Source organism: Streptococcus sp. oral taxon 431 (genome assembly GCF_023115445.1).
In the GTDB taxonomy this organism is placed as follows: Bacteria; Bacillota; Bacilli; order Lactobacillales; family Streptococcaceae; genus Streptococcus.
Genome location: NZ_JALDUI010000001.1, coordinates 26,006 through 51,022 on the forward strand (window position 1 = coordinate 26,006; position 25,017 = coordinate 51,022).

Consider the following 25,017-nt stretch of genomic DNA (forward strand, 5'->3'; position numbering starts at 1 on the left):
GTGTACTGCTCTAGATTCAATACACTATACTATCCTATTTGCTTATTTTATAGCCTAGTAGTATACTAAGTTTATAATAATAGAAAGCGGTAACAAATCATGAAAATGTCTACTTTTTTCAAAAAAAGTTACTGGCCAATCTTTTTGATTGTTAACGAAACAATTATACTATTCCATTTAAAGGATGGCTTGGATCGACAATACCTAACAACTGATTCCATACATTTGGTGATAGGTTACTTTATATTTGCAAATATTTTCATAGCTATCTTTAACAATTCAAAACTTTGGAATAAAAGTTGGGATAAAAAGAAAAATGGCAGTAAGAAAAAATATATCCTGAAAAAGTAATCAGAGATATAGGGAGTTGGTTATTTAAATGAGGATTATTTCCAGTTGACGCAGACTTAAAAAAACGATATAATAAGAAAGTTGAGAATTGATTTTCTCTCCATCTTAGTTCAGAGAATTGGCGGTGCTGCGAGCCATCTAAGATAGAAAATCATGCTACTCGATTGTAACAATTGCATAAGAATCAAGAATGACAAGTTCATTGAATGAAGGTGGTACCGCGGTTTTTCGCCCTTCGTGATATGGATTTGTCTTTTATTTTTGGAGGTGCATATGAGAAGATTTCTTGTCAAACAAAAATTTCGCCTAGGTGGTGAACGCTTTGATATCAAGGATGAGTTGGGCAATGTCGCCTATCAGGTTGAAGGTTCATTTTTTAAGATTCCTAAAACCTTTACCATCTATGATGTTGCTGGTGAACAGGTCAGTGAGATTAGTAAGGAAGTCTTAACTTTCCTACCTCGTTTTGAGATTCAACTGAGTAACGGCGATCATTTTTATATTCGGAAGAAGTTGACTTTCTGGAAGGATAAGTATGAGTTTGACAATCTCGGTCTTCGTATCGAAGGAAATGTCTGGGATTTAAATTTTAAATTGCTGGATGATCGTGACCAAGTGATTGCTGAGATTACCAAGGAACTTTTCCATTTAACCTCAACTTATACCGTAACTGTCTATGAAGACTCTTATGCAGACCTAGTCATTTCCCTCTGTGTCGCTATTGACTATGTAGAAATGCTAGAAAGCCAATCAAATTAGTAAAAAGGAGATACAAATGAAACAATTATCTAGTGCACAAGTCCGCCAAATGTGGCTTGATTTCTGGGCGACTAAAGGTCATTCAGTAGAACCATCAGTAAGTTTGGTTCCTGTAAATGATCCAACACTTTTGTGGATCAACTCAGGGGTTGCTACTCTTAAAAAATACTTTGACGGGACTATCATCCCTGAAAACCCACGGATTACCAATGCGCAAAAAGCCATCCGTACCAATGACATCGAAAACGTAGGGAAGACTGCTCGTCACCATACTATGTTTGAAATGTTGGGGAACTTCTCAATCGGGGATTATTTCCGTGACGAAGCAATTACATGGGCATATGAGCTTTTGACAAGTCCTGAGTGGTTTGACTTCCCTAAAGACAAACTTTACATGACTTATTATCCAGATGATAAAGATTCGTACAACCGCTGGATTGAAGTGGGAGTGGACCCAAGTCACTTGATTCCAATCGAGGACAACTTCTGGGAAATCGGTGCGGGACCTTCTGGACCTGATACAGAAATCTTCTTTGACCGTGGGGAAGCTTTTGACCCAGAAAACATCGGTCTTCGTCTTCTTGCAGAAGATATCGAAAACGACCGTTATATCGAAATTTGGAACATTGTATTGTCACAATTTAACGCTGACCCAGCTGTACCTCGTAGCGAGTACAAAGAATTGCCACACAAAAACATTGATACGGGCGCTGGTTTAGAGCGTTTGGTAGCAGTGATCCAAGGGGCTAAGACTAACTTTGAAACAGACCTCTTCATGCCAATTATCCGTGAAGTTGAGAAATTATCTGGTAAGGTTTACGACCAAGATGGCGACAACATGAGCTTCAAGGTTATTGCAGACCACATCCGTTCTCTTTCATTTGCGATTGGTGATGGTGCGCTTCCTGGAAATGAAGGTCGTGGTTATGTCCTCCGTCGTCTCCTTCGTCGTGCCTCTATGCATGGTCAAAAATTGGGTATCAATGAGCCTTTCCTTTACAAACTCGTTCCAACTGTTGGAAAAATCATGGAAAGCTACTACCCAGAAGTTCTTGAAAAACGTGAGTTTATTGAGAAAATCGTTAAGAGCGAAGAAGAGTCATTTGCTCGTACTCTTCACTCAGGTCAACACTTTGCCCAAGGCATCGTAGCAGACTTGAAAGAAAAAGGTCAATCTGTCATCGCTGGTGCAGATGTCTTTAAACTCTATGATACATACGGATTCCCAGTAGAGTTGACAGAAGAAATCGCTGAAGAAGCTGGTATGACTGTAGACCGTGAAGGTTTTGAAGCAGCCATGAAGGAACAACAAGAACGTGCGCGTGCGTCTGCTGTCAAAGGTGGATCTATGGGCATGCAAAATGAAACCCTTCAAAACATCACTGTTGAGAGTGTCTTCAACTACAATGCTAGTCAATTGTCTTCTAAGTTGGTTGCTATCGTAGCTGAAAATGCTGAAGTAGAAGGTGTAGCTGAAGGAACTGCGTCACTTATCTTTGCAGAGACACCTTTCTACGCTGAAATGGGTGGACAAGTTGCGGACCATGGTCAAATCTTGGATGCTGCAGGAAATGTCGTAGCGACTGTAACAGACGTTCAAAAAGCACCAAACGGACAAGCATTGCACACCGTTGAAGTTCTTGCTCCTCTTGCTTTGAACCAAGAATACACCTTGGCTATCGATACCAATCGTCGTCATCGTGTTATGAAGAACCACACTGCAACTCACTTGCTCCATGCGGCTCTTCACAATATCCTTGGTAACCACGCAACCCAAGCAGGATCTCTCAACGAAGTAGAATTCCTTCGCTTTGACTTTACCCACTTCCAAGCCGTGACTCCAGAAGAATTGCGTGCTATTGAACAACAAGTCAATGAGAAGATTTGGGAAGCCATCACAGTAGAAACAGTTGAGACTGACATTGACACAGCCAAAGAAATGGGAGCTATGGCCCTCTTTGGTGAGAAGTATGGTAAAGAAGTTCGTGTTGTGACCATTGGTGACTACTCAGTAGAGCTTTGTGGTGGTACTCACGTAGGTAACACTTCTGAAATCGGTCTCTTCAAGATTGTCAAAGAAGAAGGAATCGGATCAGGAACTCGTCGTATCTTGGCAGTGACTGGTAAGGAAGCCTTTGAAGCTTATCGTGAACAAGAAGATGCACTGAAAGCAGTCGCAGCAACCTTGAAAGCTCCTCAACTCAAAGAAGTACCTCACAAGGTTGAAGGACTTCAAGAACAACTCCGTCAATTGCAAAAAGAAAATGCAGAATTGAAGGAAAAAGCAGCAGCAGCGGCAGCAGGCGATGTCTTCAAGAATGTTCAAGAAGCAAATGTCCACCGTTATATTGCAAGCCAAGTTTCTGTTTCAGATGCAGGTGCCCTTCGTACCTTTGCAGATAACTGGAAACAAAAAGACTACTCAGATGTGCTTGTTCTTGTCGCAGCCATCGGTGACAAGGTCAACCTTCTTGTAGCCAGCAAGACTAAAGACATCCACGCAGGTAATTTGGTCAAAGAATTGGCTCCAATCGTCGATGGACGTGGTGGTGGTAAACCAGACATGGCCATGGCAGGAGGAAGCAACCAAGCCAAGATCCAAGAGTTGTTGGATGCAGTAGCAGGTAAATTATAATCACTTAGAGGCTGGGACAAAAGTCCTAGCCTCTCATTTGTCTTTGGATTGTCGAGCAAGACGCAGTGGTTGAGTGGGCTCTACTACGCTGATTTTATCAGCTTTTACAGCCCTACTCAACTGTGCGGAGGTGGGACGATGAAATCGAATTCTAACGAATTACCGATTTCTGTCCCACTCTCTTTTTGCATCAGAAAAACTCCCCACGAATTGTGAGGAGTTCATTTTTGGAATTAAACAATCCCTTGTGCAATCATAGCATTTGCTACATTTTCAAAGGCTGCAATGTTTGCACCTGCAAGGTAGTCAGTACCAAGACCGTAAGTTTCTGCAGTTGTTTTAGCTGTGTTGAAGATGTTAGTCATGATATCTTTCAAACGACCGTCAACTTCTTCACGTGTCCATGAAAGGCGAAGACTGTTTTGGCTCATTTCAAGGGCAGATACAGCTACTCCACCAGCATTGGCAGCTTTAGCAGGTCCATAAAGAAGGCCATTTTCTTTGTAGACTTTGATAGCATCAAGGTCACTAGGCATGTTGGCACCTTCAGATACACAGATAACGCCTTGAGCAACCAAGCGTTTCGCAGCTTCACCGTTGATTTCATTTTGAGTTGCACATGGAAGGGCAATATCATAGTTACCAGCGTAAGTCCATACAGAACCTTCGTAGTAGGTAGCAGTAGATTTTTCAGCTGCATACTCAGTCAAACGAGCACGGCGTTTATTCTTCACATCTGCCAAAAGGTCAAAGTCGATACCATTTTCATCGATAACGTAACCGTTTGAGTCAGATACAGAGATAACAGTTGCACCAAGTTCAGTTGCTTTTTGAAGGGCAAATTGAGCTACGTTACCAGAACCAGAGATGACAACTTTTTTACCTGCAAAGCTGTTGCCGTTGGCCTTGAGCATTTCTTCTGTGTAGTAAACAAGTCCGTAACCAGTTGCTTCTGGACGAATCAAGCTACCACCAAATGGAAGTGGTTTACCAGTCAAGACACCTGCGTCAAACTGGTTGAGGCGTTTGTATTGACCATAGAGGTAACCAATCTCACGTCCCCCAACACCGATATCACCAGCAGGTACGTCAAGAGATGGTCCGATGTATTTTTGCAATTCAGTCATGAAGCTTTGGCAGAAGCGCATCACTTCAGCATCAGTTTTGCCTTTAGGATCGAAGTCTGATCCACCTTTACCACCACCGATTGGAAGTCCAGTCAAAACGTTTTTAAAGATTTGTTCGAATCCGAGGAATTTCAAGATCCCTTGGTTTACAGTTGGGTGGAAACGAAGTCCGCCTTTATATGGTCCAACAGCTGAGTTGAATTGAACACGGTAACCACGGTTAACTTGAACTTTTCCATCACGGTCAACCCAAGGAACACGGAAAGAAATTACGCGCTCTGGCTCAGTGATACGTGCCAAGATATTTTCTTCAATATACTCAGGGTGTTTTTCAAAGACAGGCTCCAAAGTGCTGAAGAATTCTTCAACTGCCTGGAGAAATTCAGCCTCATGCCCGTTACGAGCTTTTACAGTTTCAAACACGCTTTGGATATACTCTTTAGCAGATGTCATATCGTTCTCCTTTTTGTTGTCATATTTTATTACATGAGTCATTATAGCAGAAAATTTTTTCAGTGTAAAGAAAAAAACACAAATTTTCTAAAAATTCTTTCAATTTGACACAACTGATTCAAAACTTGCTAAAAAACGAACCTTTTCTATGGAAATGGTTTTATTGAAAAGCAAAAGTTAAAGTATGGTATAATAATAGACATAAAAAGGAATCTGGAGGAACAGAATCATGGTATCAACTAAAACACAGATTGCTGGTTTTGAGTTTGATAATTGCTTGATGAATGCAGCAGGTGTTGCTTGTATGACAATTGAGGAATTGGAAGGTGTCAAAAATTCAGCAGCAGGAACCTTTGTCACTAAGACTGCAACCTTGGAATTTCGTCAGGGAAATCCTGAACCACGCTATCAAGATGTTCCACTTGGTTCTATTAACTCTATGGGGCTGCCAAATAATGGTTTAGACTATTATTTGAACTATCTATTGGAATTGCAAGAAAAGGAACCAAATTGTACCTTCTTTCTATCTTTAGTTGGAATGTCTCCAGAGGAAACTCATACCATCTTAAAAAAAGTGCAAGAAAGTGATTTCCGTGGTTTAACCGAACTCAATCTCTCATGCCCAAATGTTCCAGGTAAGCCTCAGATTGCCTATGATTTTGAAACAACAGACCGTATCTTGTCAGAAGTCTTTGCCTACTTTACAAAACCTCTTGGAATTAAGCTTCCACCTTATTTTGATATTGTACATTTTGATCAAGCGGCAGCTATTTTTAACAAATACCCACTCAAATTCGTCAACTGTGTCAACTCTATTGGAAATGGTCTCTATATTCAAGACGAGTCTGTCGTGATTCGTCCTAAGAATGGCTTTGGTGGGATTGGTGGAGAATACATCAAACCAACAGCCCTTGCTAATGTCCATGCTTTTTATCAACGCTTGAATCCAGAAATTCAGATCATCGGAACTGGTGGAGTATTAACAGGACGTGATGCCTTTGAACATATCCTATGTGGTGCTAGCATGGTGCAGGTAGGAACTACCCTGCACAAAGAAGGTGTAGGTGCTTTTGAGCGTATTACCAAGGAACTCAAAGAAATCATGGCGGAAAAAGCTTATGAAAGCCTTGAAGATTTCCGTGGTAAATTGAATTATATTGATTAGAGAAATGAATTTATCGAATAGAAAGGAGAGAAGATGCTAGCAATAGAAGAAAGCCAAAAGCTATCTTTATCAAATTTACCTAGTTTGACCTTGTTTACAGGCGCTGATCAAGGACAGTATGAAGTCATGAAAACTCAGGTGCTAAAGCAAATCGGCTACGATTCTGCTGATTTGAACTTTGCTTATTTTGATATGAAAGAAGTAGACTACAAAAGCTTGGAACTAGAGCTGGTCAGTCTTCCTTTCTTTGCGGATGAAAAAATTGTTATTTTAGATCATTTTCTCGATATAACAACAGCTAAAAAGCGCTATCTATCTGATGACGAGCTTAAGGCTTTTGAAGAATATTTGGAAAATCCATCTCCGACGAGTAAATTAGTCATTTTTGCGGAAGGGAAGCTGGATAGTAAGAGACGTCTAGTCAAATTACTCAAGAGGGATGCCAAGATTTTTGAAGCTCTTGAACCAAAAGAGCAAGAGATGCTCGCTTATTTTCAAAAGTGGTCTCAGGAACAAGGACTTTCCTTTGATGGAAAATCTTTCGAACAGTTGCTTATCAAATCAGGTTTTCAATTCAGTGAAATTCAGAAAAATCTACTCTTCTTACAGTCTTATAAGGATGATGACCGGATTACCGAAGAAGACATTGTTGAAGCCATACCAAAGACTTTGCAGGATAATATTTTTGATTTAACTCAGTTAATATTGACTAAGAAGATTGATCAGGCACGTGATTTAGTCAAAGATTTGACCTTGCAGGGAGAAGATGAGATTAAACTGATTGCCATTATGTTGGGGCAGTTCAGACTCTATACACAAGTGAAAATTTTGCAAGAGTCTGGTCAGTCAGAGTCCCAGATGGTCAGCAGTTTAGGTCACTATCTTGGTCGTAATCCGAATCCCTACCAAATCAAATTTGCCCTTCGTGATTCTCGAAGACTATCCCTTGATTTTCTCCAGAATTCTATTCGTCATCTCATCCAAGCTGATTACCAAATTAAGACAGGAGTTTATGAGAAAGGCTACTTGTTTGAGAAGGCTTTGTTACAGATTGCTAGCCAGTCAAATTGAGCAAATAACTTGAAAAAATAGGATGATTGCGTTATCATCTTTATATAGAAAGAAAAAGAGGTATTACAGATGGCTATTATCTTACCAGAACTTCCATACGCATACGATGCATTAGAACCATACATCGATGCTGAAACAATGCATTTGCACCATGACAAACACCACCAAACTTACGTTAACAATGCAAATGCAGCTCTTGAAAAACACCCTGAAATCGGTGAAGACCTTGAAGCTTTGCTTGCAGATGTTGAATCTATCCCAGCTGATATCCGTCAAGCGCTTATCAACAATGGTGGTGGACACTTGAACCACGCTCTTTTATGGGAATTGATGACTCCTGAGAAAACAGCTCCATCAGCAGAACTTGCAGTAGCAATCGATGAAACTTTCGGTTCATTCGAAGAATTCCAAGCAGCCTTCACTGCAGCAGCAACAACTCGTTTTGGCTCTGGATGGGCATGGTTGGTTGTTAACAAAGAAGGTAAGCTTGAAGTGACTTCAACTGCAAACCAAGACACACCAATCTCAGAAGGTAAAAAACCAATCTTGGGCTTGGACGTTTGGGAACATGCCTACTACGTGAAATACCGCAACGTTCGTCCTGACTACATCAAAGCTTTCTTCTCAGTTATCAACTGGAACAAAGTAGACGAGCTTTACGCAGCAGCTAAATAATCGCATTTGGTAACACTCCTTTTTAGTTGGATTTTGGGTCTAGCTTTAAAGGTGTTTTTTGTTTACTCTGCTTAGAAGTCTAAGATACATGATTTTCCTTTGTTGGATAGGCTTGATTTATGGTATAATGATAAGATAGAAATCGAAGGAGAAATCATGAATATTCAACAATTACGTTATGTTGTTGCTATTGCAAATAGTGGTACTTTTCGTGAAGCGGCTGAGAAAATGTACGTTAGCCAACCCAGCCTATCTATTTCTGTAAGAGATCTGGAGAAAGAGCTAGGGTTCAAGATTTTCCGTAGAACTAGTTCAGGTACTTTTCTTACTCGTCGTGGAATGGAATTTTATGAAAAGGCCCAAGAGTTGGTTAAAGGATTTGATATTTTCCAGAACCAGTATGCCAATCCTGAAGAGGAAAAGGATGAGTTTTCAATAGCCAGCCAGCACTATGATTTCTTGCCACCGACTATCACAACTTTTTCTCAACGGTACCCAGACTATAAAAATTTCCGTATTTTTGAATCTACAACTGTTCAGATTTTGGATGAAGTAGCCCAAGGACATAGTGAGATTGGAATTATCTACCTTAATAATCAAAACCAAAAGGGTATCATGCAACGGGTTGAAAAGTTAGGCCTTGAAGTGATTGAGTTGATTCCTTTCCAGACGCATATCTATCTGCGTGAAGGACATCCTTTAGCCAAGAAAAAAGAGTTGGTTATGGAGGATTTGGCAGATTTGCCAACAGTTCGATTCACACAGGAAAAAGATGAGTATCTTTATTACTCAGAGAACTTTGTGGATACAAGTGCAAGTTCTCAAATGTTCAATGTAACTGACCGAGCTACCTTGAATGGGATTCTTGAAAGAACAGATGCTTATGCGACTGGATCTGGATTCTTAGATAGCGATAGTGTGAACGGAATTACCGTTATTCCGCTAAATGATAATCTCAATAATCGCATGGTTTATGTCAAGCGTGAGGAAGTAGACTTGAGCCAAGCAGGGACTTTATTTGTAGAGGTTATGCAAGAGTATTTTGATCAGAAGAGGAAAGCATGAAAAAAAGAGGAATAGTAGCAGGAGTCATAGCAATCTTAATAGTGTTAGATCAATTGGTAAAGGCTTATGTCGTTCAGAATATTTCTCTTGGTGAAATTAAATCATGGATCCCAAATCTGGTCAGTTTGACCTATCTGCAAAATAGGGGGGCAGCCTTTTCTATCTTACAAGATCAGCAGTTGTTATTCGCTGTCATTACCCTGGTCGTCGTGGTAGGTGCCATTTGGTATCTCCATAAACACATGGAGGATTCCTTATGGACTGTCTCTGGATTGGTTTTGATTATTGCAGGTGGTCTAGGGAACTTTATTGACCGCATTAGCCAAGGATTTGTCGTGGATATGTTCCACTTAGACTTTATCAATTTCGCGATATTCAATGTAGCTGATAGTTATCTGACAGTAGGAGTAGTTGTGTTATTGCTTGCAATGCTAAAAGAGGAAATGAATGGAAATTAAAATTGAAACAGGTGGACTACGCTTAGATAAGGCTTTGTCAGATTTGACAGAACTGTCGCGAAGTCTCGCCAATGAACAAATCAAATCAGGCCAAGTCTTGGTCAACGGCCAGGTCAAGAAAGCCAAGTATACGGTCCAAGAGGGCGATGTCGTTACTTATCAGGTGCCAGAACCAGAGGTTTTGGAGTATGTAGCTGAGGATATTCCTTTAGATATTATTTACCAAGATGAGGATGTAGCAGTAGTCAATAAACCTCAAGGAATGGTTGTTCATCCAAGTGCTGGTCATACCAGTGGTACCTTGGTTAATGCCCTTATGTATCATATCAAGGACCTATCGGGCATCAATGGTGTCTTGCGTCCAGGGATTGTCCATCGTATTGATAAAGATACATCTGGACTCTTGATGATTGCTAAAAACGATGATGCCCATTTAGCACTAGCTCAAGAATTGAAGGACAAGAAGTCTCTTCGAAAATATTGGGCCATCGTTCATGGGAATCTTCCTAACGACCGTGGAGTCATTGAGGCGCCGATTGGACGTAGTGAAAAAGACCGTAAGAAACAAGCTGTGACTGCTAAAGGCAAACCAGCAGTGACACGTTTTCAAGTCTTAGAACGTTTTGGTGATTATACATTGCTGGAGTTGCAACTGGAAACAGGACGAACTCATCAAATCCGTGTGCATATGGCCTACATCGGTCATCCAGTCGCTGGTGATGAGGTTTATGGCCCTCGTAAAACCTTGAAAGGACATGGGCAATTTCTTCATGCCAAAACGCTTGGATTTACTCATCCTAAAACAGGGGAAACTATGGAATTTACTGCTGATATTCCAGATATCTTTAAAGAGACTTTGGAAAAACTTCGAAATAACTAGACAGAAAAAGGACTCAAGCGAGTCCCTTTTTATTTGCGTTTTTTCTTAGCTTTTTTCATTTTATTAGCCATGCGTTTCATGGATTGCTTCATAGCAAATTCCCCGATTTTTCCCTTGAGACCTCCACCAAACATTTGGCTCATATCTGGCATTCCTGCTACGCCAAGAGCTGATAAGTCAGGCATACCACCTTGTCCCATCATACCTTCAAGGACTGACATATCCATACCTCCAGGCATATTTTTAGGAAGATTGTTAGGGTTGATGCCCATTTGTTTCATCATCTTGTTCATGTCACCAGACATAACACCTTGCATGAGTTGTTTGGCTTGGTTAAAGTCCTTGATGAACTTGTTGACTTCGATGAAGGTATTACCAGAACCAGCTGCAATACGACGACGGCGACTTGGAGTGAGCAAATCTGGATTTTCACGTTCTTCAGGAGTCATAGATGAAACGATGGCACGTTTGCGAGCAATTTGTTTTTCATCCACCTTCATATTTTGAAGGGCAGGATTGTTGGCCATACCTGGAATCATCTTGAGCAAATCTTCCATTGGTCCCATATTTTGCACCTGATCCAACTGATCGATGAAATCGTTGAAATCAAAGGTATTTTCTCTCATCTTCTCAGCCATTTCAATGGCTTTTTGCTCGTCGTATTCTTGGGAAGCTTTCTCAATCAGAGTCAGCATATCCCCCATACCGAGAATACGGCTAGCCATACGATCAGGGTGGAAGGTTTCAATGTCGGTAATCTTTTCACCAGTACCAGTGAATTTGATTGGTTTTCCTGTGATGTGACGAACAGAGAGGGCCGCACCACCACGAGTATCACCATCAATCTTTGTAAGGATGACGCCAGTGACCTCTAGTTGAGCGTTAAATTCACGCGCAACGTTTGCAGCTTCCTGACCGATCATGGCATCGATGACCAAGAGAATCTCATTTGGTTGAGCAAGTGCTTTAACGTCACGGAGCTCATTCATGAGAAGTTCATCAATTTGCAAACGACCTGCCGTATCGATCAAAACATAGTCGTTATGGTTAGCTTTCGCTTGCTCCAAACCTTGGCGAACAATCTCAACTGCAGGGACTTCAGTACCAAGAGCAAATACAGGTACGTCAATCTGTTGTCCCAGTGTCTTGAGCTGGTCAATAGCAGCAGGACGATAGATGTCAGCTGCGATCATTAAAGGACGAGCATCCTCTTCCTTTTTGAGTTTATTAGCAAGTTTACCTGCAAAAGTTGTTTTACCAGCCCCTTGCAAACCGACCATCATGATAATGGTTGGGATTTTTGGTGACTTGATAATCTCAGCTGTGTCCGAACCAAGGACATCTGTCAATTCTTCATTGACAATCTTGATGATTTGTTGAGCTGGATTGAGGGTATCAATGACTTCATGCCCAATGGCACGTTCACGAACCTTTTTGATAAAATCCTTAACCACAGGCAAAGCAACGTCGGCTTCTAAAAGAGCCAGACGAATTTCTTTGGTTGCTTCTTGGATATCGCTCTCTGTAATTTTTCCTTTTTTACGTAGGTTTTTAAAGACGTTCTGCAAACGTTCTGTTAAATTTTCAAATGCCATTATTTTCTCCTATTTTTTCAATTCAATGGAAATCGTCCGAAATGTTGCAAACTCTCTAGTTCTTCGGTTGTGACTTCTTTCATGATTTCATTTGGATATCCCCAACAGCTAAAACCTATTTGCATAGCTTTGGAGATATCATTGGGCGAGATAATCTGTAGTCGAGTAGGAAATGGTTCCTCTGCAGCTAATAGTTTGCAAGGTATTCCTTTATAGACAACAAGATTTTCCATGATTACTCCCTATTATCAATACTGGTCAAAATCTCAATTTGCTCTTGCAGAAAAGCATCCTCTGGATAACGCTCCAAAATCTGATCAAAAATCTGACTGCGAACAATGTAGTCAGAGTACATATGGAGCTTCATCTCATAATCTTCAAGAATCTTTTCAGTTCGTTTGATATTGTCATAAACAGCCTGACGACTAACACCAAATTCTTCAGCAATTTCAGCCAAACTATAGTCGTCTGCATAGTAGAGTTCGATATAGTTCATTTGTTTATCAGTCAAAAGGGCTGCATAAAATTCAAACAGAGCATTCATTCGATTGGTTTTTTCAATTTCCATAAGATTTATTATACCAAAAAAAAGCCTAATCCGCTAGCTGGGGGCTGATTTTAGATAGAAGTTAGAAAATAAGCTTTTCACTGTTCTTTTCTGACTATGAAGGCTTTTTTTGATATAATGGATAGGATTATAATGATTTAGAAAGAGGTAATCATGAAAGAATTAGAATCAGTGTTACAAGACCGTTTTGAACTTGTTTTTACAGATAAAAGCTTACTTGAAACAGCTTTTACCCATACCAGTTATGCCAATGAGCACCGCCTCTTAAAAATTTCACACAACGAACGCTTGGAATTTTTAGGAGACGCTGTTCTGCAATTATTGATTTCAGAATATCTGTTTAAAAAATACCCTAAAAAACCAGAAGGGGACTTGTCAAAACTCCGTGCTATGATTGTCCGTGAGGAGAGTTTGGCTGGTTTTGCCCGTGATTGTCAGTTTGACCAGTTTATCAAGCTTGGTAAGGGGGAGGAAAAGTCTGGTGGTCGTAACCGAGACACGATCTTGGGCGACGCCTTTGAAGCCTTTTTGGGTGCTCTGCTTTTAGACAAGGATATAAAGACTGTAAAAACCTTTATCTACCAAGTCATGATTCCAAAGGTTGAAGCTGGCGATTTTGAGATGATCAAGGATTATAAGACTCACCTGCAAGAATTGCTCCAAGTTAATGGAGATGTTGATATTCGTTATCAGGTGATTTCAGAGATTGGGCCAGCCCATGATAAGATGTTTGAGGTTGAAGTCCTTGTTGAGGGGCGAAGTCTAGGTTCAGGTAAAGGACGCTCTAAAAAATTGGCCGAGCAGGAAGCCGCTAAAAATGCAGTTGAGAAAGGGCTGGATTCATGTATTTAAAGGAAATTGAGATCCAAGGGTTTAAGTCCTTTGCTGACAAGACCAAGGTTGTTTTTGACCAAGGGGTGACAGCGGTTGTAGGACCAAATGGCTCTGGGAAATCAAATATCACTGAAAGCCTCCGTTGGGCACTTGGTGAATCTAGTGTCAAGAGTCTGCGTGGTGGGAAGATGCCTGATGTCATCTTTGCAGGAACAGAAAGTCGGAAGCCTCTAAACTACGCTTCTGTTATTGTTACTTTGGATAACCAAGATGGCTTTATCAAGGATGCAGGCCAGGAAATCAAAGTTGAACGTCATATCTATCGGAGTGGAGATAGTGAGTACAAGATTGACGGCAAAAAAGTTCGTCTCCGTGATATCCATGACCTCTTCTTAGATACTGGACTCGGACGTGATTCTTTCTCCATCATTTCCCAAGGGAAGGTCGAAGAAATCTTCAATTCTAAACCTGAAGAACGTCGGGCTATTTTTGAAGAAGCTGCCGGAGTTTTAAAGTATAAAACTCGTCGTAAAGAGACGGAAAGTAAACTCCAACAAACCCAAGACAACTTGGATCGTTTAGAAGACATCATCTATGAGCTGGACAATCAAATCAAGCCCTTGGAAAAGCAAGCAGCAACAGCTCGCAAATTTATGGAACTAGATAGTCAACGTAAAGCGATCTACTTGGATGTTTTGGTTGCTCAGATTCAAGCTAATAAGGCTGAATTGAATGTGACAGAAGAAGAATTAAACCAAGTCCAAGAACTTTTGACCAGTTATTATCAAAAACGTCAAGACTTAGAAGAAGAAAACCAAACACTCAAAAAGAAACGTCATGATTTGCAAGCTGAGATGGCAAAAGACCAGTCAAGCTTGATGGATTTGACTAGTTTAATCAGTGATTTAGAACGTAAGTTAGCTTTATCAAAACTAGAAACTGAACAGGTTGCCCTCAATCAACAAGAGGCTCAAGTACGTTTGGCTAGTTTGGATGAAAAGAGAAATGCCCTCATTCAAGAGAAGGAAGAAAAAGAAGCAAATCTCAGTCAGTTAGAAGAAAATTTAGTGGTCAATACGAAGGAACTCAATCGTTTAGAAGCAGAATTATTAGCTTTTTCTGATGATCCAGACCAAATGATTGAGCAATTGCGTGAACGTTTCGTGGCTTTCTTACAGGAAGAAGCGGATGTCTCTAACCAATTGACACGGATTGAAAATGACCTTGAAAATAGTCGCCAACAGACTCAAAAGCAAGAAGAACAATTAGAATCCTTGAAGGAACAATTGGCTTCTGCCAAATCCAAGGCTAGTGAGCAAGAGCTTGCCCTTAAATCAGCTAAAGAAGAAGTACAGAACTTACTTGCTGACTATCAAACCAGTGCCAAAGAAGAAGAAGCACAAAAGCAGGCTTATCAAAGTCAACAAAATCAACTCTTTGACCGTTTGGATAGCCTGAAAAACAAACAGGCCAAGGCGAAAAGTTTGGAGAACATTCTTAAAAACCATAGCAATTTTTATGCAGGTGTTAAGAGTGTACTACAAGAAAAAAATCGCTTGGGTGGTATTATCGGAGCAGTCAGTGAACATTTAACCTTTGACGTTCATTATCAGACAGCCCTTGAGATTGCTCTCGGTGCAAGTAGCCAACACATCATCGTTGAAGATGAACAGGCAGCAACAAAGGCCATCGATTTTCTTAAGAGAAATCGAGCTGGTCGTGCGACTTTCCTACCTTTGACAACCATTAAGGCACGTAGTATTTCAGGTCAAAACCAAGATGTGATTGCCTCAAGTCCAGGCTTTCTTGGTATGGCTGACGAGTTAGTTACTTTTGATGCCAAACATGAAGCTATCTTTAAAAACTTGCTAGCTACGACAGCCATCTTTGATACAGTGGAACATGCGCGTGATGCAGCTCGTAAGGTGCGTTATCAAGTTCGCATGGTAACCCTAGATGGTACAGAATTGCGAACAGGTGGTTCTTATGCTGGTGGTGCTAATCGTCAAAATAACAGCATTTTCATCAAGCCTGAATTGGAGCAGTTGCAAAAAGAGATTGCTCAAGAAGAAAAGCTTCTGCATCAAGAGGAAGAAAATCTGAAGTCAGTTCAAGAATCCTTGAACGAACTTAGTCAAACTTTGGAGACTATTAAGTCCAAAGGGGAACAAGCTCGTATAGAAGAGCAAGGCTTGTATCTTGCTTATCAACAAACATGCCAGCAAGTTGAAGAACTTGAGACACTCTTGAAACTTCAGGAGCAAGAATTAAACAATCTCAGAGGTGGAGATTGGCAAGCTGAAAAAGAAAAATGCCAAGAACGTCTCGCAGTTATTGCCACCGAAAAGCAAAAGCTGGAATCTGAGATTGAAGAAATCAAGTTCAATAAAAATGCTATTCAGGAACGCTATCAAAACTTACAGGAAAAACTTTCCCAAGAGCGTCTTCGTAAAACAGAAATGTTAGGTCAAAAGCGTTATGAAGTTTCAGATATTGAACGGATCAATAAAGAACTTGAGAACCTCAATATTGAACAAGAAGAGATTGAACGTCTTTTGCAAGAAAAAGTAGACAATCTTGAAAAAGTTGATACTGAACTTTTAGCCAAGCAGGAAGCAGAAGCTAAGAGTCAAAAGGAAGAAATTCAACAAGGATTGATTCGTAAGCAGTTTGAACTAGATGATATTGAAGGTCAATTGGATGATATTGCTAGTCATTTAGAACAAGCTCGTCAGCAAAATGAAGAATGGATTCGTAAGCAAACACGAGCAGAAGCGACTAAAGAGAAGATTACAGACCGCCTTCGCTATCTTCAAGGTCAACTGACTGAAGAATACCAGATTAGTTATACTGAAGCATTAGAACAAGCCAACCAATTGGAAGATTTGGCAATCGCTGAACAAAAGGTAAAGGATTTGGAGAAATCCATTCGTTCACTTGGTCCGGTTAACTTGGATGCCATTGAACAGTTTGACGAAGTTCACGAACGCTTGGAATTCTTAAATAGTCAGCGTGATGACATTCTTTCTGCCAAAAATCTTCTTCTTGAAACCATTACAGAGATGAACGATGAAGTGAAGGAACGATTTAAATCAACCTTTGAAGCTATTCGTGAATCCTTCAAAGTAACCTTTAAGCAGATGTTTGGTGGTGGTCAAGCAGACCTAATTCTGACAGAAGGTGATTTATTGACAGCAGGTGTCGAAATCTCTGTTCAACCTCCAGGCAAGAAAATTCAGTCTCTCAATCTTATGAGTGGTGGAGAGAAGGCCCTGTCAGCTCTGGCTTTGCTCTTCTCAATCATTCGTGTCAAGACCATCCCATTTGTTATCTTGGATGAAGTAGAAGCTGCACTTGATGAAGCAAACGTTAAACGCTTTGGAGATTATCTCAACCGATTTGATAAGGATAGTCAGTTTATCGTCGTTACCCACCGTAAGGGAACTATGGCGGCAGCAGACTCTATCTATGGTGTGACCATGCAAGAATCTGGTGTTTCTAAGATTGTCTCTGTTAAACTAAAAGATTTAGATAATATGGATGCTTAGTTAGTGCTCGTTACCAATTTTTAAGCTAAGCATTTAAATAACCTTCAAGAAGTCGGAGGGTTACAAAAATAAATTGAGGAGCTTATATGGATTTTGACCTATTCCTAATGATCTGTAATTATATTGGAACTATAGCCTTTGCTGCTTCAGGAGCCATCAAAGGATTTGGTAAACGTTTAGATATTTTTGGAATCAGTTTATTGGCAATTGTAACTGCTGTAGGCGGAGGAATCCTAAGAGATTCCATTATTAGTCGCTTTCCAGCTTCTCTAGCAGATCCTAGCCCCATTTATGTCTCTATCCTGGTAGCGGTTATTATGTATGTCTTTGTAACTTCAAAACAGGCCAATGCCAGTCATGATAAAAAGTTCTATAAGTGGTTGAGGGAAGCCTATCTCATCTTTGACTCTATTGGGCTGATTATTTTCTCCTTGATTGGAGCGACAGCCTTAGTGGATAGTAAGCTAAATCTAATGTCTGCAGGGATTTTGGCTTGTCTAACAGGAGCCGGTGGTGGTATTATCCGAGACCTATTAATCAACGAAGTTCCGAGTGTTCTTAAAGAAGACATTTATGCCCTTCTATCTTTCGTAATCGGAGTTATTTATTACTGGTTGGCCTTTGTCCTTCACTTTCCAAGAATTACTGCCTTTATCATTCTCTCGATAGTTGGCTTTGTGATTCGACTTTGTATTATTAAGTTCAAGCTCTCTTTGCCAAATATGGATAAGAGAACCTTGAACTGATGAATAAGCGAGAGTTATATTATCAGCGTCTAATCTCATGTGGATTAGGCGTTATTTTTTTGCAAATACGGAAAATGAATGATGTAAAGATTAATTTTTGCTATTATATTTGTAATTTCGAATAAGGTAGGAATAGCAATGAGTAATTTGAAACATTCAGTTAATTTTATTAAAGAAATAGAGAAATTAAAGGCAGTCACAAGATTTAATAGAACTCTTGATGGCAGATTTGAAAATAGTGCCGAGCATTCCTGGCAGGGTGCCATAGCTGCAATGGTTCTTCAAGATTATTATCCTGAAAAATTGAATATGGAAAAAGTGATTCCTATGTTTTTGATTCATGATTTAGGTGAGATTTATGCCGGAAATACTTGGGTTTTTGATGATGAAAAAAAGCTTCATTCTCATGATAGAGAACTAGCATCTATAGAAAAAACAATGAGCCTCCTTCCAGAAGAGAAATATTTGAATATGAAAAATTTGTGGTTGGAATTTGAAAAAGGGCATAGTGCTGAAGCAAGATATGCAAGAGTGATCGACGCCTTGGTACCACTGATAAATCACTTGGAAGTGTCAGAATTCAATTATAATCCTGATAATATCAGTGCAGACATGGTATTAGAAAAGAAAAAGTTCATAAAAAGTGAATCAGAAGAATTATGGAAACTGATAGAAGACTTGATTCAGGAAAGTGTGGAAAAGGGCTTATATTTTTAATAACAATTAGCCCAATAGAAGATAGATTTTTAACTGGAGAATGGAAATATATATGATTAAATTTGTCATCCTGAATCTTTGGAAGAAGATAATCAAAAGATAAGTTTGGGTCATCAAAAAATAAGTGATAAGAAATTATATGATGTCAAATTTTTTCAAGATTATTTTAAAAATAAGGAAGTCGGTGCTTCAGAAGGATTAGAGAATTTACAGGAACAGTACCATGCTTTCCAAGAAGAACGAGATAAGGATAAAGTATCCACTGAAGAGATTGAGGAAGCCTTTGAGACATTTAAAGAAAAACGAGATACCGTTCGTGAATTTGAAGTGGAACTTGCAGAGAACCAAATAGCGAAGCTAGTTGATGAGGGCATTTATATCAAAGTGTCTTTTGGTATTAAGCAGAGTGGTCTCATTTTCATTCCCAATTATCAATTAGATATTCTGGAAGAAGAGAATCAAACAAAATATAAAATCTTTATACGTGAGACAACCTCATACTTTGTCTATAACAAAGAACATTCGGATAAGAATCAGTATGTCAAAGGACGAACATTGATAAGACAGCTAACCAACGATAGTCGAGTAATACCATACAGAAGACCTACAGTTAAGAGTCTACAGGAAAAGATTACTGAGATTAACCTCTTCATTGAATTAACTGAAGCAGATAAGAAATACCAAGACATTAAAGATGAGTTAGTAAAAGAAATAGCAGAGATAGATATAAAACTAAATCAAATTAATGAAAAAATCGCCAACTTAAATAAGATGGCGGAAGTGCTTATTAATTTGAAGAGTGAAGATGTGAGCAGTCGAAAGCTTGCAAGATATGACTTTTTAAAATTAAATTTGCCAGAATCAATTACAGTAGAACAAGTAAGTGAAGAAATAAGAGCGTTTCAAGAGGAGCTAAATCATTATCTTTATGAGTATGAGAACTTAATAAAAAATTTAGAAATGTTTGTAAAAGTACTGAATGATAAGGATTTTGATAAAAAATTTAGTATAGAAATACTATTGGAATAACAAGAACTAATCCTATGGTGGTTAAAGATTAACTATCCTTGTGTCATTGATTAATATATTTGTCATAGTGCTCTTGGTACTGTGCTTTTATATTATGTTCTCCTAGAATTTCAAATACCTGAAGTGCTTGTTTCATCTTTTCGATTCCGTTCGCAAGATTGCACTTAAATTCAAAGTATCCACATGTATATAAGAAGACGGTTTGTTCATAATAGTTTAATTCATTATTTAGTAATTTTTTTATTTCTTTGATTAGAAAACTACAATTTTGAAATTCTTCTTTATCAATACTAACAATTAGGCAATTGATTGCCAATTGTGTAACAAGCCGTTTATTTGTCTTATTTAATGTTGAATAGATATAATTTTTTAACATTTCTATAGTTAATAGGAAAAAGGAGTTATAATTAATTGTTCTTACACAGTTACCTAATAAGATAATTTCATAGTAACCCCAGTTTTCAACTTTAAAAAGATAATCTGTAAGCTGTAATAACTCCTCGTCCGAGGGGAGAAAATTTTTATTTGTTGTATAGAGAATCGATTTTACCATTGTCTTTTCATAAGGACCCAAGTTATAACTTGAAGATTTTGATAGTAATTCAATAATACTATCAAAATTTTTTGTGGAGTAGTGTTTTCGAATATATTGCACCAAGTTAGCGAATGATCCAGTTCTAGTAGAATTATTGTCATGAAGAATAATAAATTCATCCAAAGTTATATGTAATTTATCTAAAATATTGATTAGTCGAATACAAGAGATTTCTGATTCTCCCCGTTCAAATCTAGAGATTTGAGATTTAGATAAATTACTATCAGCAATTGAACTTAAACTTATTTTCTTCCCTTTTCGAATTTTTCTGAGTGTTATACCAAGTTTTGATTTCATTTTTCCCATATTCCCAACAAAATTACAAGGATTTTTTATTTATTATACAATAAATAAAAAAATAAAGGGAGGTTCAGTATGAAAAAACTTTTAAAATTTACATCAATATTGTTATTGATTATGGATATTATCATTATAGTCGGAGGTTGATTCTTACCTGTACAGGTAAGTGTTTAGTTATAACTTAACACTTATTTTGGATTATTACGAAATAGATGGTACTTGTTATCTTGATTTTAGAGTATCTGGCGAGGATGTATATTTCATTGAGTTAGTAAATATGTATGGTTTAAGTGAAAATAGTGCGGTACCAACTCTTGCAAAGAGGTTTGGAATAAGTCTTACCGATTTAATAAAAAGTGATATTCATCGTGGTTTAACTAGAAAGAAGGGACATTTTGGATATTAACAAGAAAACGTTTTATACAATAACTTTTGGTGAATTTATATCAAATATTGGAGATAGATTTCAGAAAATTGCTTTTCCAATCTTAATTTACCAAGAATTTCATTCGTCTTTTGCAATGGGAGGAATGGTGATTATTGAATTGCTACCTCAATTCTTCTTGGGATTTGTTATGGGTTACTTATTAGATAATTTCAATAAGAAAAAAATACTATTATGGTCTACATTAATGCCGGCATTATTATGTAGTGTAATACCGATATTATCTAAATATTCAGTTTCTATATTTTTTTACTATGTTATTGCATTTTTGATACCTTTATTTTCGACACTTTTTCAAACAGGATTCTCAGTCATTACTCCTGCCTTATTTGAGAAGGAAGAATTGCAAAAATATAATTCTCAGTTTCAAGGTGTCCGAACTATTTCAAAATTAATTTCTCCAGCTATAGCAGGGATACTAATGTTAAAGTTTAATATTAATAGCATTTTTTTTATTAATAGTGCTTCTTTCTTGTTATTATTTCTTTCAATACTAATTTCATATATTCCAGATCAAGAACACAAGGAGAATGGTAATGATGATATAAAAGAAATTTTTGTAGGTTTTAAAGAGAACTTTACAAATATTAAGTTGAGGATTTCTTTACTATTTACTATTGTTGTGAATATCGCTATGCTAGGTTTCAATGCAACGATTATTTATTATTTACAGGATCAATTAAAATTATCCAATAGTCTTGTTGGGATTGTTTACTCCATTGCTGGATTTGGTAGTTTGATAGCAGTAACCCTTCTTTCTACTTTTTTGAATAAGAAGGATACCTTTATCCTAATGAATATATCAATGGCAACTATCCCACTTGTCATTATGGCAAGCGGAATAGTAGAAAATTGGATTTTTTTTGGAATTTGTTACTCAATTTTGAGTGGACTAATTACAATAGCTTCTGTCTCAATTACAACAATACAGCAACAAGAAAGTACTGAGTATAATATTGGTAAAATACTTTCTAGTTCTTTTGTAATAGCTACCATTTTTGCTCCTTTTGGAGGGATACTGGCTGCTTATTTTAATTGGCTTTTAAACCCGAGATTAAGTCTAGTTATTTTGGGATTACTAAGTAGTTTATTGGTTATTCTTATAAAGAGTTATGAAAAAAAGCTAACTAAGAAAAGAACTGCAATATTTATAAAGGAAGATTAGTGGATTAATTATCATTAGAAAAAATAATATTAATTCGTAGTAAAATAAAAAATTGAAAAAGGTTTTACATAATGTACTATATAATTTAGATTTAATAATTATTAAGTGTGCAGAAACAGAGTATTGCAATATTATCTATGAACAAGAAAATCACTATGATTTCTATAAGTATTTTAAAAATAAGTATGATATGCTAGATTATACTTCCTGTCTAATAAGAGTTAGCTATTCTAGCTAAACAATTTAAGATGTTATAATCCAAATGAAATCGAGTGAAAAGTCTGTTCAAACAAGAACAACTATATTTAAAAATAGTGAGGCAGAAAAAGAAAAAAGTTCTAGTCAAATTTCATTTCTTAAAAAAAAATGAAGGTTAGTCAAAAAATAAGTTAGTCACTATTTTGACCAAAATTTGACCAACCACTCTTAAAAGTGTTGATATAACAGCGATTGTTAGGGTTTTTAATATCCTTAAAATAACTTAGTATTTTTGGAATTTTTGACCAAAGTGTGACCAAAGTGTGACCAAAATTTGACTAAATATTTGTTTTGATTTTGATGATTATGAGGTTAAGTAGATCATAGGAGTAAGTCTTTATAGGTATAAGTTATTTATGCTCGCTATGTTAGTTAAAAAATTAATTTTTGACTGATTTATCTCTGTTTAATGTAAATTAGTTATGAGGAATATTGTCTTATTTATATACGAATATATAAAATAATGATACAATAATATTATATAGAAAATTGTAGATATTAGACTGACTATAAAAAATGGAGGTAATTTATGAATAGCAAGGAATGGATTATGGAATTTGAATCTTTAAATGTATGATTACTATAACCGTTATAAAATCAATAAGAAACGTTGTGGTCGGAATTTTTGATATCTTCTAAGAGTAGTCAGAGGATTATTGATTTAATAACAGAAGTACACGAAGACATATATTTAACATCTATTATTTTACCCATCCCGAAGATTTTAGCTCAATCTTTAGCATTTTGGTAAAGTATGGAAAAAGTACAAGTAAATATATTTTATCGAAAGGAGAGATATATGAGTGAAATAGTTATTAATGCTCAGAATTTATCTAAAAATTTTTATAATTTTGATTCAAGACTCCCATTTATCAAGAGATTTTTGAAACGTAATCAAATAACGATTCGAGCTGTTCAAGATATTAGTTTTACGATTAAGAGAGGGAGTATAGTTGGCTTTATTGGGAGTAATGGAGCTGGTAAATCCACAACGATTAAAATGTTGACTGGGACTCTTTATCCTAGTTCCGGAAAATTAGAAGTGAATGGAGAAATTCCATTTAAAAGAAGTATAAATTTTAGAAAAAAAATTTCAATAGTAGTAGGAAATAAATTACAGTTATTTCAAGATGTTTCGGCTATGGATTATTTTCAAATGATTGGTACTTTATATGAGGTAGAACCGGCGATTTTACAAGAACGAATTCAGGAATTAAGCAATTTGTTGAATGTAAAAGATCAGCTTTACCAGCAGGTCCGGACCCTCTCTCTTGGACAAAAAATGAAAATGGAGTTTATCGCGGCATCTTTAACAAGTCCGGAAATATTATTTTTAGACGAGCCTACTATAGGGTTAGATATACAGTCTAAAAAAGATATCAGAACATTTTTAAAGAAAATGAATGAAGAATGTCATACTACTATTATTTTAACGAGTCATGATATGGATGATATTTCGTCTGTTTGTGACGAATTAATCGTCATTGACAAAGGAAAAATTATTTTGCAGGAGTCAATGGATGTTATTTTATCTAAATTTTCTGATTTTAAATATTTAAAGATAAAAATGACATTAGATTTGGTACCAGAGTTATGCTCTGTTAAAGGAGTAGTAGTCATTTCTCAAACAAAATCGGAATGTATACTAAAAATACCTAGAGATTTTGTCTTTGAGACATTAGAATCAATCAATAAGCTTGTAGATATAGAAGATTTTGAAATATCAAATCTTTCTTTAGAAGAAATTATTTTACAAAACTATTTTACAAAAAAGGAGCACAATTGAAAAAAGAAATGTCTATTATTCTGATATCATTTCGATCTATTTTGAACTATAAATCAAGTGTACTATTGTTAATGTTACAGGCAAGTATACAAATTATGATATCAGTATTTTTATGGACGTATATATATCAGAGTAACCAGATAAATATAGCAGGATATGATTTTACCTCAATGGTTCAATACTATTTGGGGACTATAATTTTTTCATATTTTGTTTTTTATCCAGTTGATTGGGAAATCAATGACGATGTTCATTCAGGAAATTTTTTTAGCATATTAATAAAACCTGTTACTTTTTATAAGTATTATTTTTGTAAAATGCTTGGAGATAGGCTTGCTCATTTATTATTTATCATCATTCCTGTCATTTTATTCTCCAGTGTTTATTACAAGAATGAGTTATTAACCATTGAAATTCTTATTTTAGGAAGTATTGCAATTATTCTATCTATGGTTCTATGGTTTTTAATATCATGTTGTGTAGGTATGCTTTCTTTTTGGTTAGAAAATATATTTTTTGTCCTTACTGTTAAAGAAATAGTAATTCAGTTTTTATCAGGAATATTATTGCCTTTAAGTTTTTTTTCAAATAATTTTCGTCTGTTTTTAGATGTATTACCTTTTAAATACTTAGTATATGAACCGCTTCAGATGTTTAGTAATGATACATATAAATTAATAGACTATTTGAGAATTATTTGTATTCAATTGATTTGGTGCATCATTTTTTATATTATATCAAGATTCATATTGAGAAAAGGAGTGGAGCACTTCTCAAATGTGGGAGGATAAA

At 37.0% G+C, this 25,017-nt stretch carries 21 protein-coding genes and 1 pseudogene; 17 read left to right on the forward strand and 5 right to left on the reverse strand.

The genetic code is table 11. The features are described from left to right. The first annotated feature begins 99 nt into the window (after window positions 1–99). From M1R56_RS00150 to alaS, 3 genes are all read left to right on the forward strand, one after another. Window positions 100–351 (forward strand): hypothetical protein, encoded by a 252-nt coding sequence (locus M1R56_RS00150; RefSeq protein ID WP_248034091.1) that lies wholly within the window; start codon window positions 100–102, stop codon window positions 349–351. Between the two features lie 273 nt (window positions 352–624). Then, window positions 625–1,110: an LURP-one-related family protein gene (locus tag M1R56_RS00155; RefSeq protein ID WP_248034093.1), complete on the forward strand. Its 486-nt coding sequence runs from the start codon at window positions 625–627 to the stop codon at window positions 1,108–1,110. A gap of 16 nt (window positions 1,111–1,126) precedes the next feature. Then, on the forward strand, window positions 1,127–3,745 hold the full coding sequence (gene alaS / locus M1R56_RS00160) for an alanine--tRNA ligase (protein ID WP_248034094.1): 2,619 nt from the start codon (window positions 1,127–1,129) through the stop codon (window positions 3,743–3,745). Window positions 3,746–3,978: 233 nt separating this feature from the next. On the opposite strand, the gene gdhA is transcribed toward alaS, so the two are convergent. Then, the gene (gdhA, locus tag M1R56_RS00165; protein WP_248034096.1) at window positions 3,979–5,325 is read right to left on the reverse strand and encodes an NADP-specific glutamate dehydrogenase; all 1,347 of its coding nucleotides are present in this window, start codon (window positions 5,323–5,325) and stop codon (window positions 3,979–3,981) included. 229 nt (window positions 5,326–5,554) lie between these two features. On the opposite strand from gdhA, the gene M1R56_RS00170 reads away from it, so the two are divergent. The 6 genes from M1R56_RS00170 (at window position 5,555) to M1R56_RS00195 (ending at window position 10,639) form a co-directional block, all read left to right on the forward strand. Further along, window positions 5,555–6,490, forward strand: coding sequence for a dihydroorotate oxidase (locus M1R56_RS00170; RefSeq protein ID WP_248034098.1), 936 nt, complete (start codon window positions 5,555–5,557; stop codon window positions 6,488–6,490). A gap of 33 nt (window positions 6,491–6,523) precedes the next feature. Next, a complete protein-coding gene (gene holA / locus M1R56_RS00175) occupies window positions 6,524–7,561 on the forward strand; it encodes a DNA polymerase III subunit delta (RefSeq protein WP_248034100.1) in 1,038 nt (345 codons plus the stop codon). 69 nt (window positions 7,562–7,630) lie between these two features. Next, window positions 7,631–8,236: a superoxide dismutase gene (gene sodA / locus M1R56_RS00180; protein WP_248034102.1), complete on the forward strand. Its 606-nt coding sequence runs from the start codon at window positions 7,631–7,633 to the stop codon at window positions 8,234–8,236. Window positions 8,237–8,392: 156 nt separating this feature from the next. Continuing rightward, on the forward strand, window positions 8,393–9,301 hold the full coding sequence (locus tag M1R56_RS00185) for a LysR family transcriptional regulator (RefSeq protein WP_248034104.1): 909 nt from the start codon (window positions 8,393–8,395) through the stop codon (window positions 9,299–9,301). After that, a complete protein-coding gene (gene lspA, locus M1R56_RS00190; protein ID WP_248034106.1) occupies window positions 9,298–9,759 on the forward strand; it encodes a signal peptidase II in 462 nt (153 codons plus the stop codon). The genes M1R56_RS00185 and lspA overlap by 4 nt, the downstream gene beginning before the upstream one ends. Then, complete coding sequence (locus M1R56_RS00195) at window positions 9,749–10,639, forward strand: RluA family pseudouridine synthase (protein WP_248034108.1); 891 nt, start codon at window positions 9,749–9,751, stop codon at window positions 10,637–10,639. The genes lspA and M1R56_RS00195 overlap by 11 nt, the downstream gene beginning before the upstream one ends. A gap of 29 nt (window positions 10,640–10,668) precedes the next feature. Here M1R56_RS00195 and ffh read toward each other — a convergent pair whose 3' ends face one another. The 3 genes from ffh to M1R56_RS00210 are packed head-to-tail and all read right to left on the reverse strand — an operon-like array spanning window position 10,669 to window position 12,802. Beyond that, window positions 10,669–12,234, reverse strand: coding sequence for a signal recognition particle protein (ffh, locus tag M1R56_RS00200; protein ID WP_248034110.1), 1,566 nt, complete (start codon window positions 12,232–12,234; stop codon window positions 10,669–10,671). Between the two features lie 17 nt (window positions 12,235–12,251). Then, window positions 12,252–12,467 (reverse strand): 2-oxoglutarate:acceptor oxidoreductase, encoded by a 216-nt coding sequence (locus tag M1R56_RS00205; protein WP_248034112.1) that lies wholly within the window; start codon window positions 12,465–12,467, stop codon window positions 12,252–12,254. A 2-nt stretch (window positions 12,468–12,469) separates the two neighbouring features. Then, window positions 12,470–12,802, reverse strand: coding sequence for a putative DNA-binding protein (locus tag M1R56_RS00210; RefSeq protein ID WP_000402062.1), 333 nt, complete (start codon window positions 12,800–12,802; stop codon window positions 12,470–12,472). A 153-nt stretch (window positions 12,803–12,955) separates the two neighbouring features. On the opposite strand from M1R56_RS00210, the gene rnc reads away from it, so the two are divergent. The 5 genes and pseudogenes from rnc to M1R56_RS00235 form a co-directional block, all read left to right on the forward strand. Next, window positions 12,956–13,654, forward strand: coding sequence for a ribonuclease III (gene rnc / locus M1R56_RS00215; RefSeq protein WP_248034114.1), 699 nt, complete (start codon window positions 12,956–12,958; stop codon window positions 13,652–13,654). Then, the gene (gene smc / locus M1R56_RS00220) at window positions 13,645–17,184 is read left to right on the forward strand and encodes a chromosome segregation protein SMC (RefSeq protein ID WP_248034116.1); all 3,540 of its coding nucleotides are present in this window, start codon (window positions 13,645–13,647) and stop codon (window positions 17,182–17,184) included. The genes rnc and smc overlap by 10 nt, the downstream gene beginning before the upstream one ends. A gap of 86 nt (window positions 17,185–17,270) precedes the next feature. Beyond that, window positions 17,271–17,930, forward strand: a complete 660-nt coding sequence (locus tag M1R56_RS00225) for a trimeric intracellular cation channel family protein (protein WP_000344917.1) — start codon at window positions 17,271–17,273, stop codon at window positions 17,928–17,930. A 138-nt stretch (window positions 17,931–18,068) separates the two neighbouring features. Then, entirely contained in the window at window positions 18,069–18,647 is a 579-nt protein-coding gene (locus tag M1R56_RS00230) for an HD domain-containing protein (RefSeq protein WP_248034118.1), read from the forward strand. A 78-nt stretch (window positions 18,648–18,725) separates the two neighbouring features. Beyond that, window positions 18,726–19,676: pseudogene (locus M1R56_RS00235) on the forward strand (helical hairpin domain-containing protein); the annotation flags it as partial. A 43-nt stretch (window positions 19,677–19,719) separates the two neighbouring features. Here M1R56_RS00235 and M1R56_RS00240 read toward each other — a convergent pair. After that, window positions 19,720–20,568: an Rgg/GadR/MutR family transcriptional regulator gene (locus tag M1R56_RS00240; protein WP_248034120.1), complete on the reverse strand. Its 849-nt coding sequence runs from the start codon at window positions 20,566–20,568 to the stop codon at window positions 19,720–19,722. A 398-nt stretch (window positions 20,569–20,966) separates the two neighbouring features. On the opposite strand from M1R56_RS00240, the gene M1R56_RS00245 reads away from it, so the two are divergent. The 3 genes from M1R56_RS00245 to M1R56_RS00255 all read left to right on the forward strand — a co-directional run bounded on the left by M1R56_RS00245 (window position 20,967) and on the right by M1R56_RS00255 (window position 25,016). Beyond that, entirely contained in the window at window positions 20,967–22,181 is a 1,215-nt protein-coding gene (locus tag M1R56_RS00245) for an MFS transporter (protein WP_248034122.1), read from the forward strand. A gap of 1,057 nt (window positions 22,182–23,238) precedes the next feature. Then, window positions 23,239–24,225, forward strand: a complete 987-nt coding sequence (locus tag M1R56_RS00250; RefSeq protein ID WP_248034124.1) for an ATP-binding cassette domain-containing protein — start codon at window positions 23,239–23,241, stop codon at window positions 24,223–24,225. Continuing rightward, a complete protein-coding gene (locus tag M1R56_RS00255; protein WP_003013825.1) occupies window positions 24,222–25,016 on the forward strand; it encodes an ABC-2 family transporter protein in 795 nt (264 codons plus the stop codon). Before M1R56_RS00250 ends, M1R56_RS00255 begins: the two co-directional genes overlap by 4 nt. Window position 25,017: the final 1 nt, after the last annotated feature.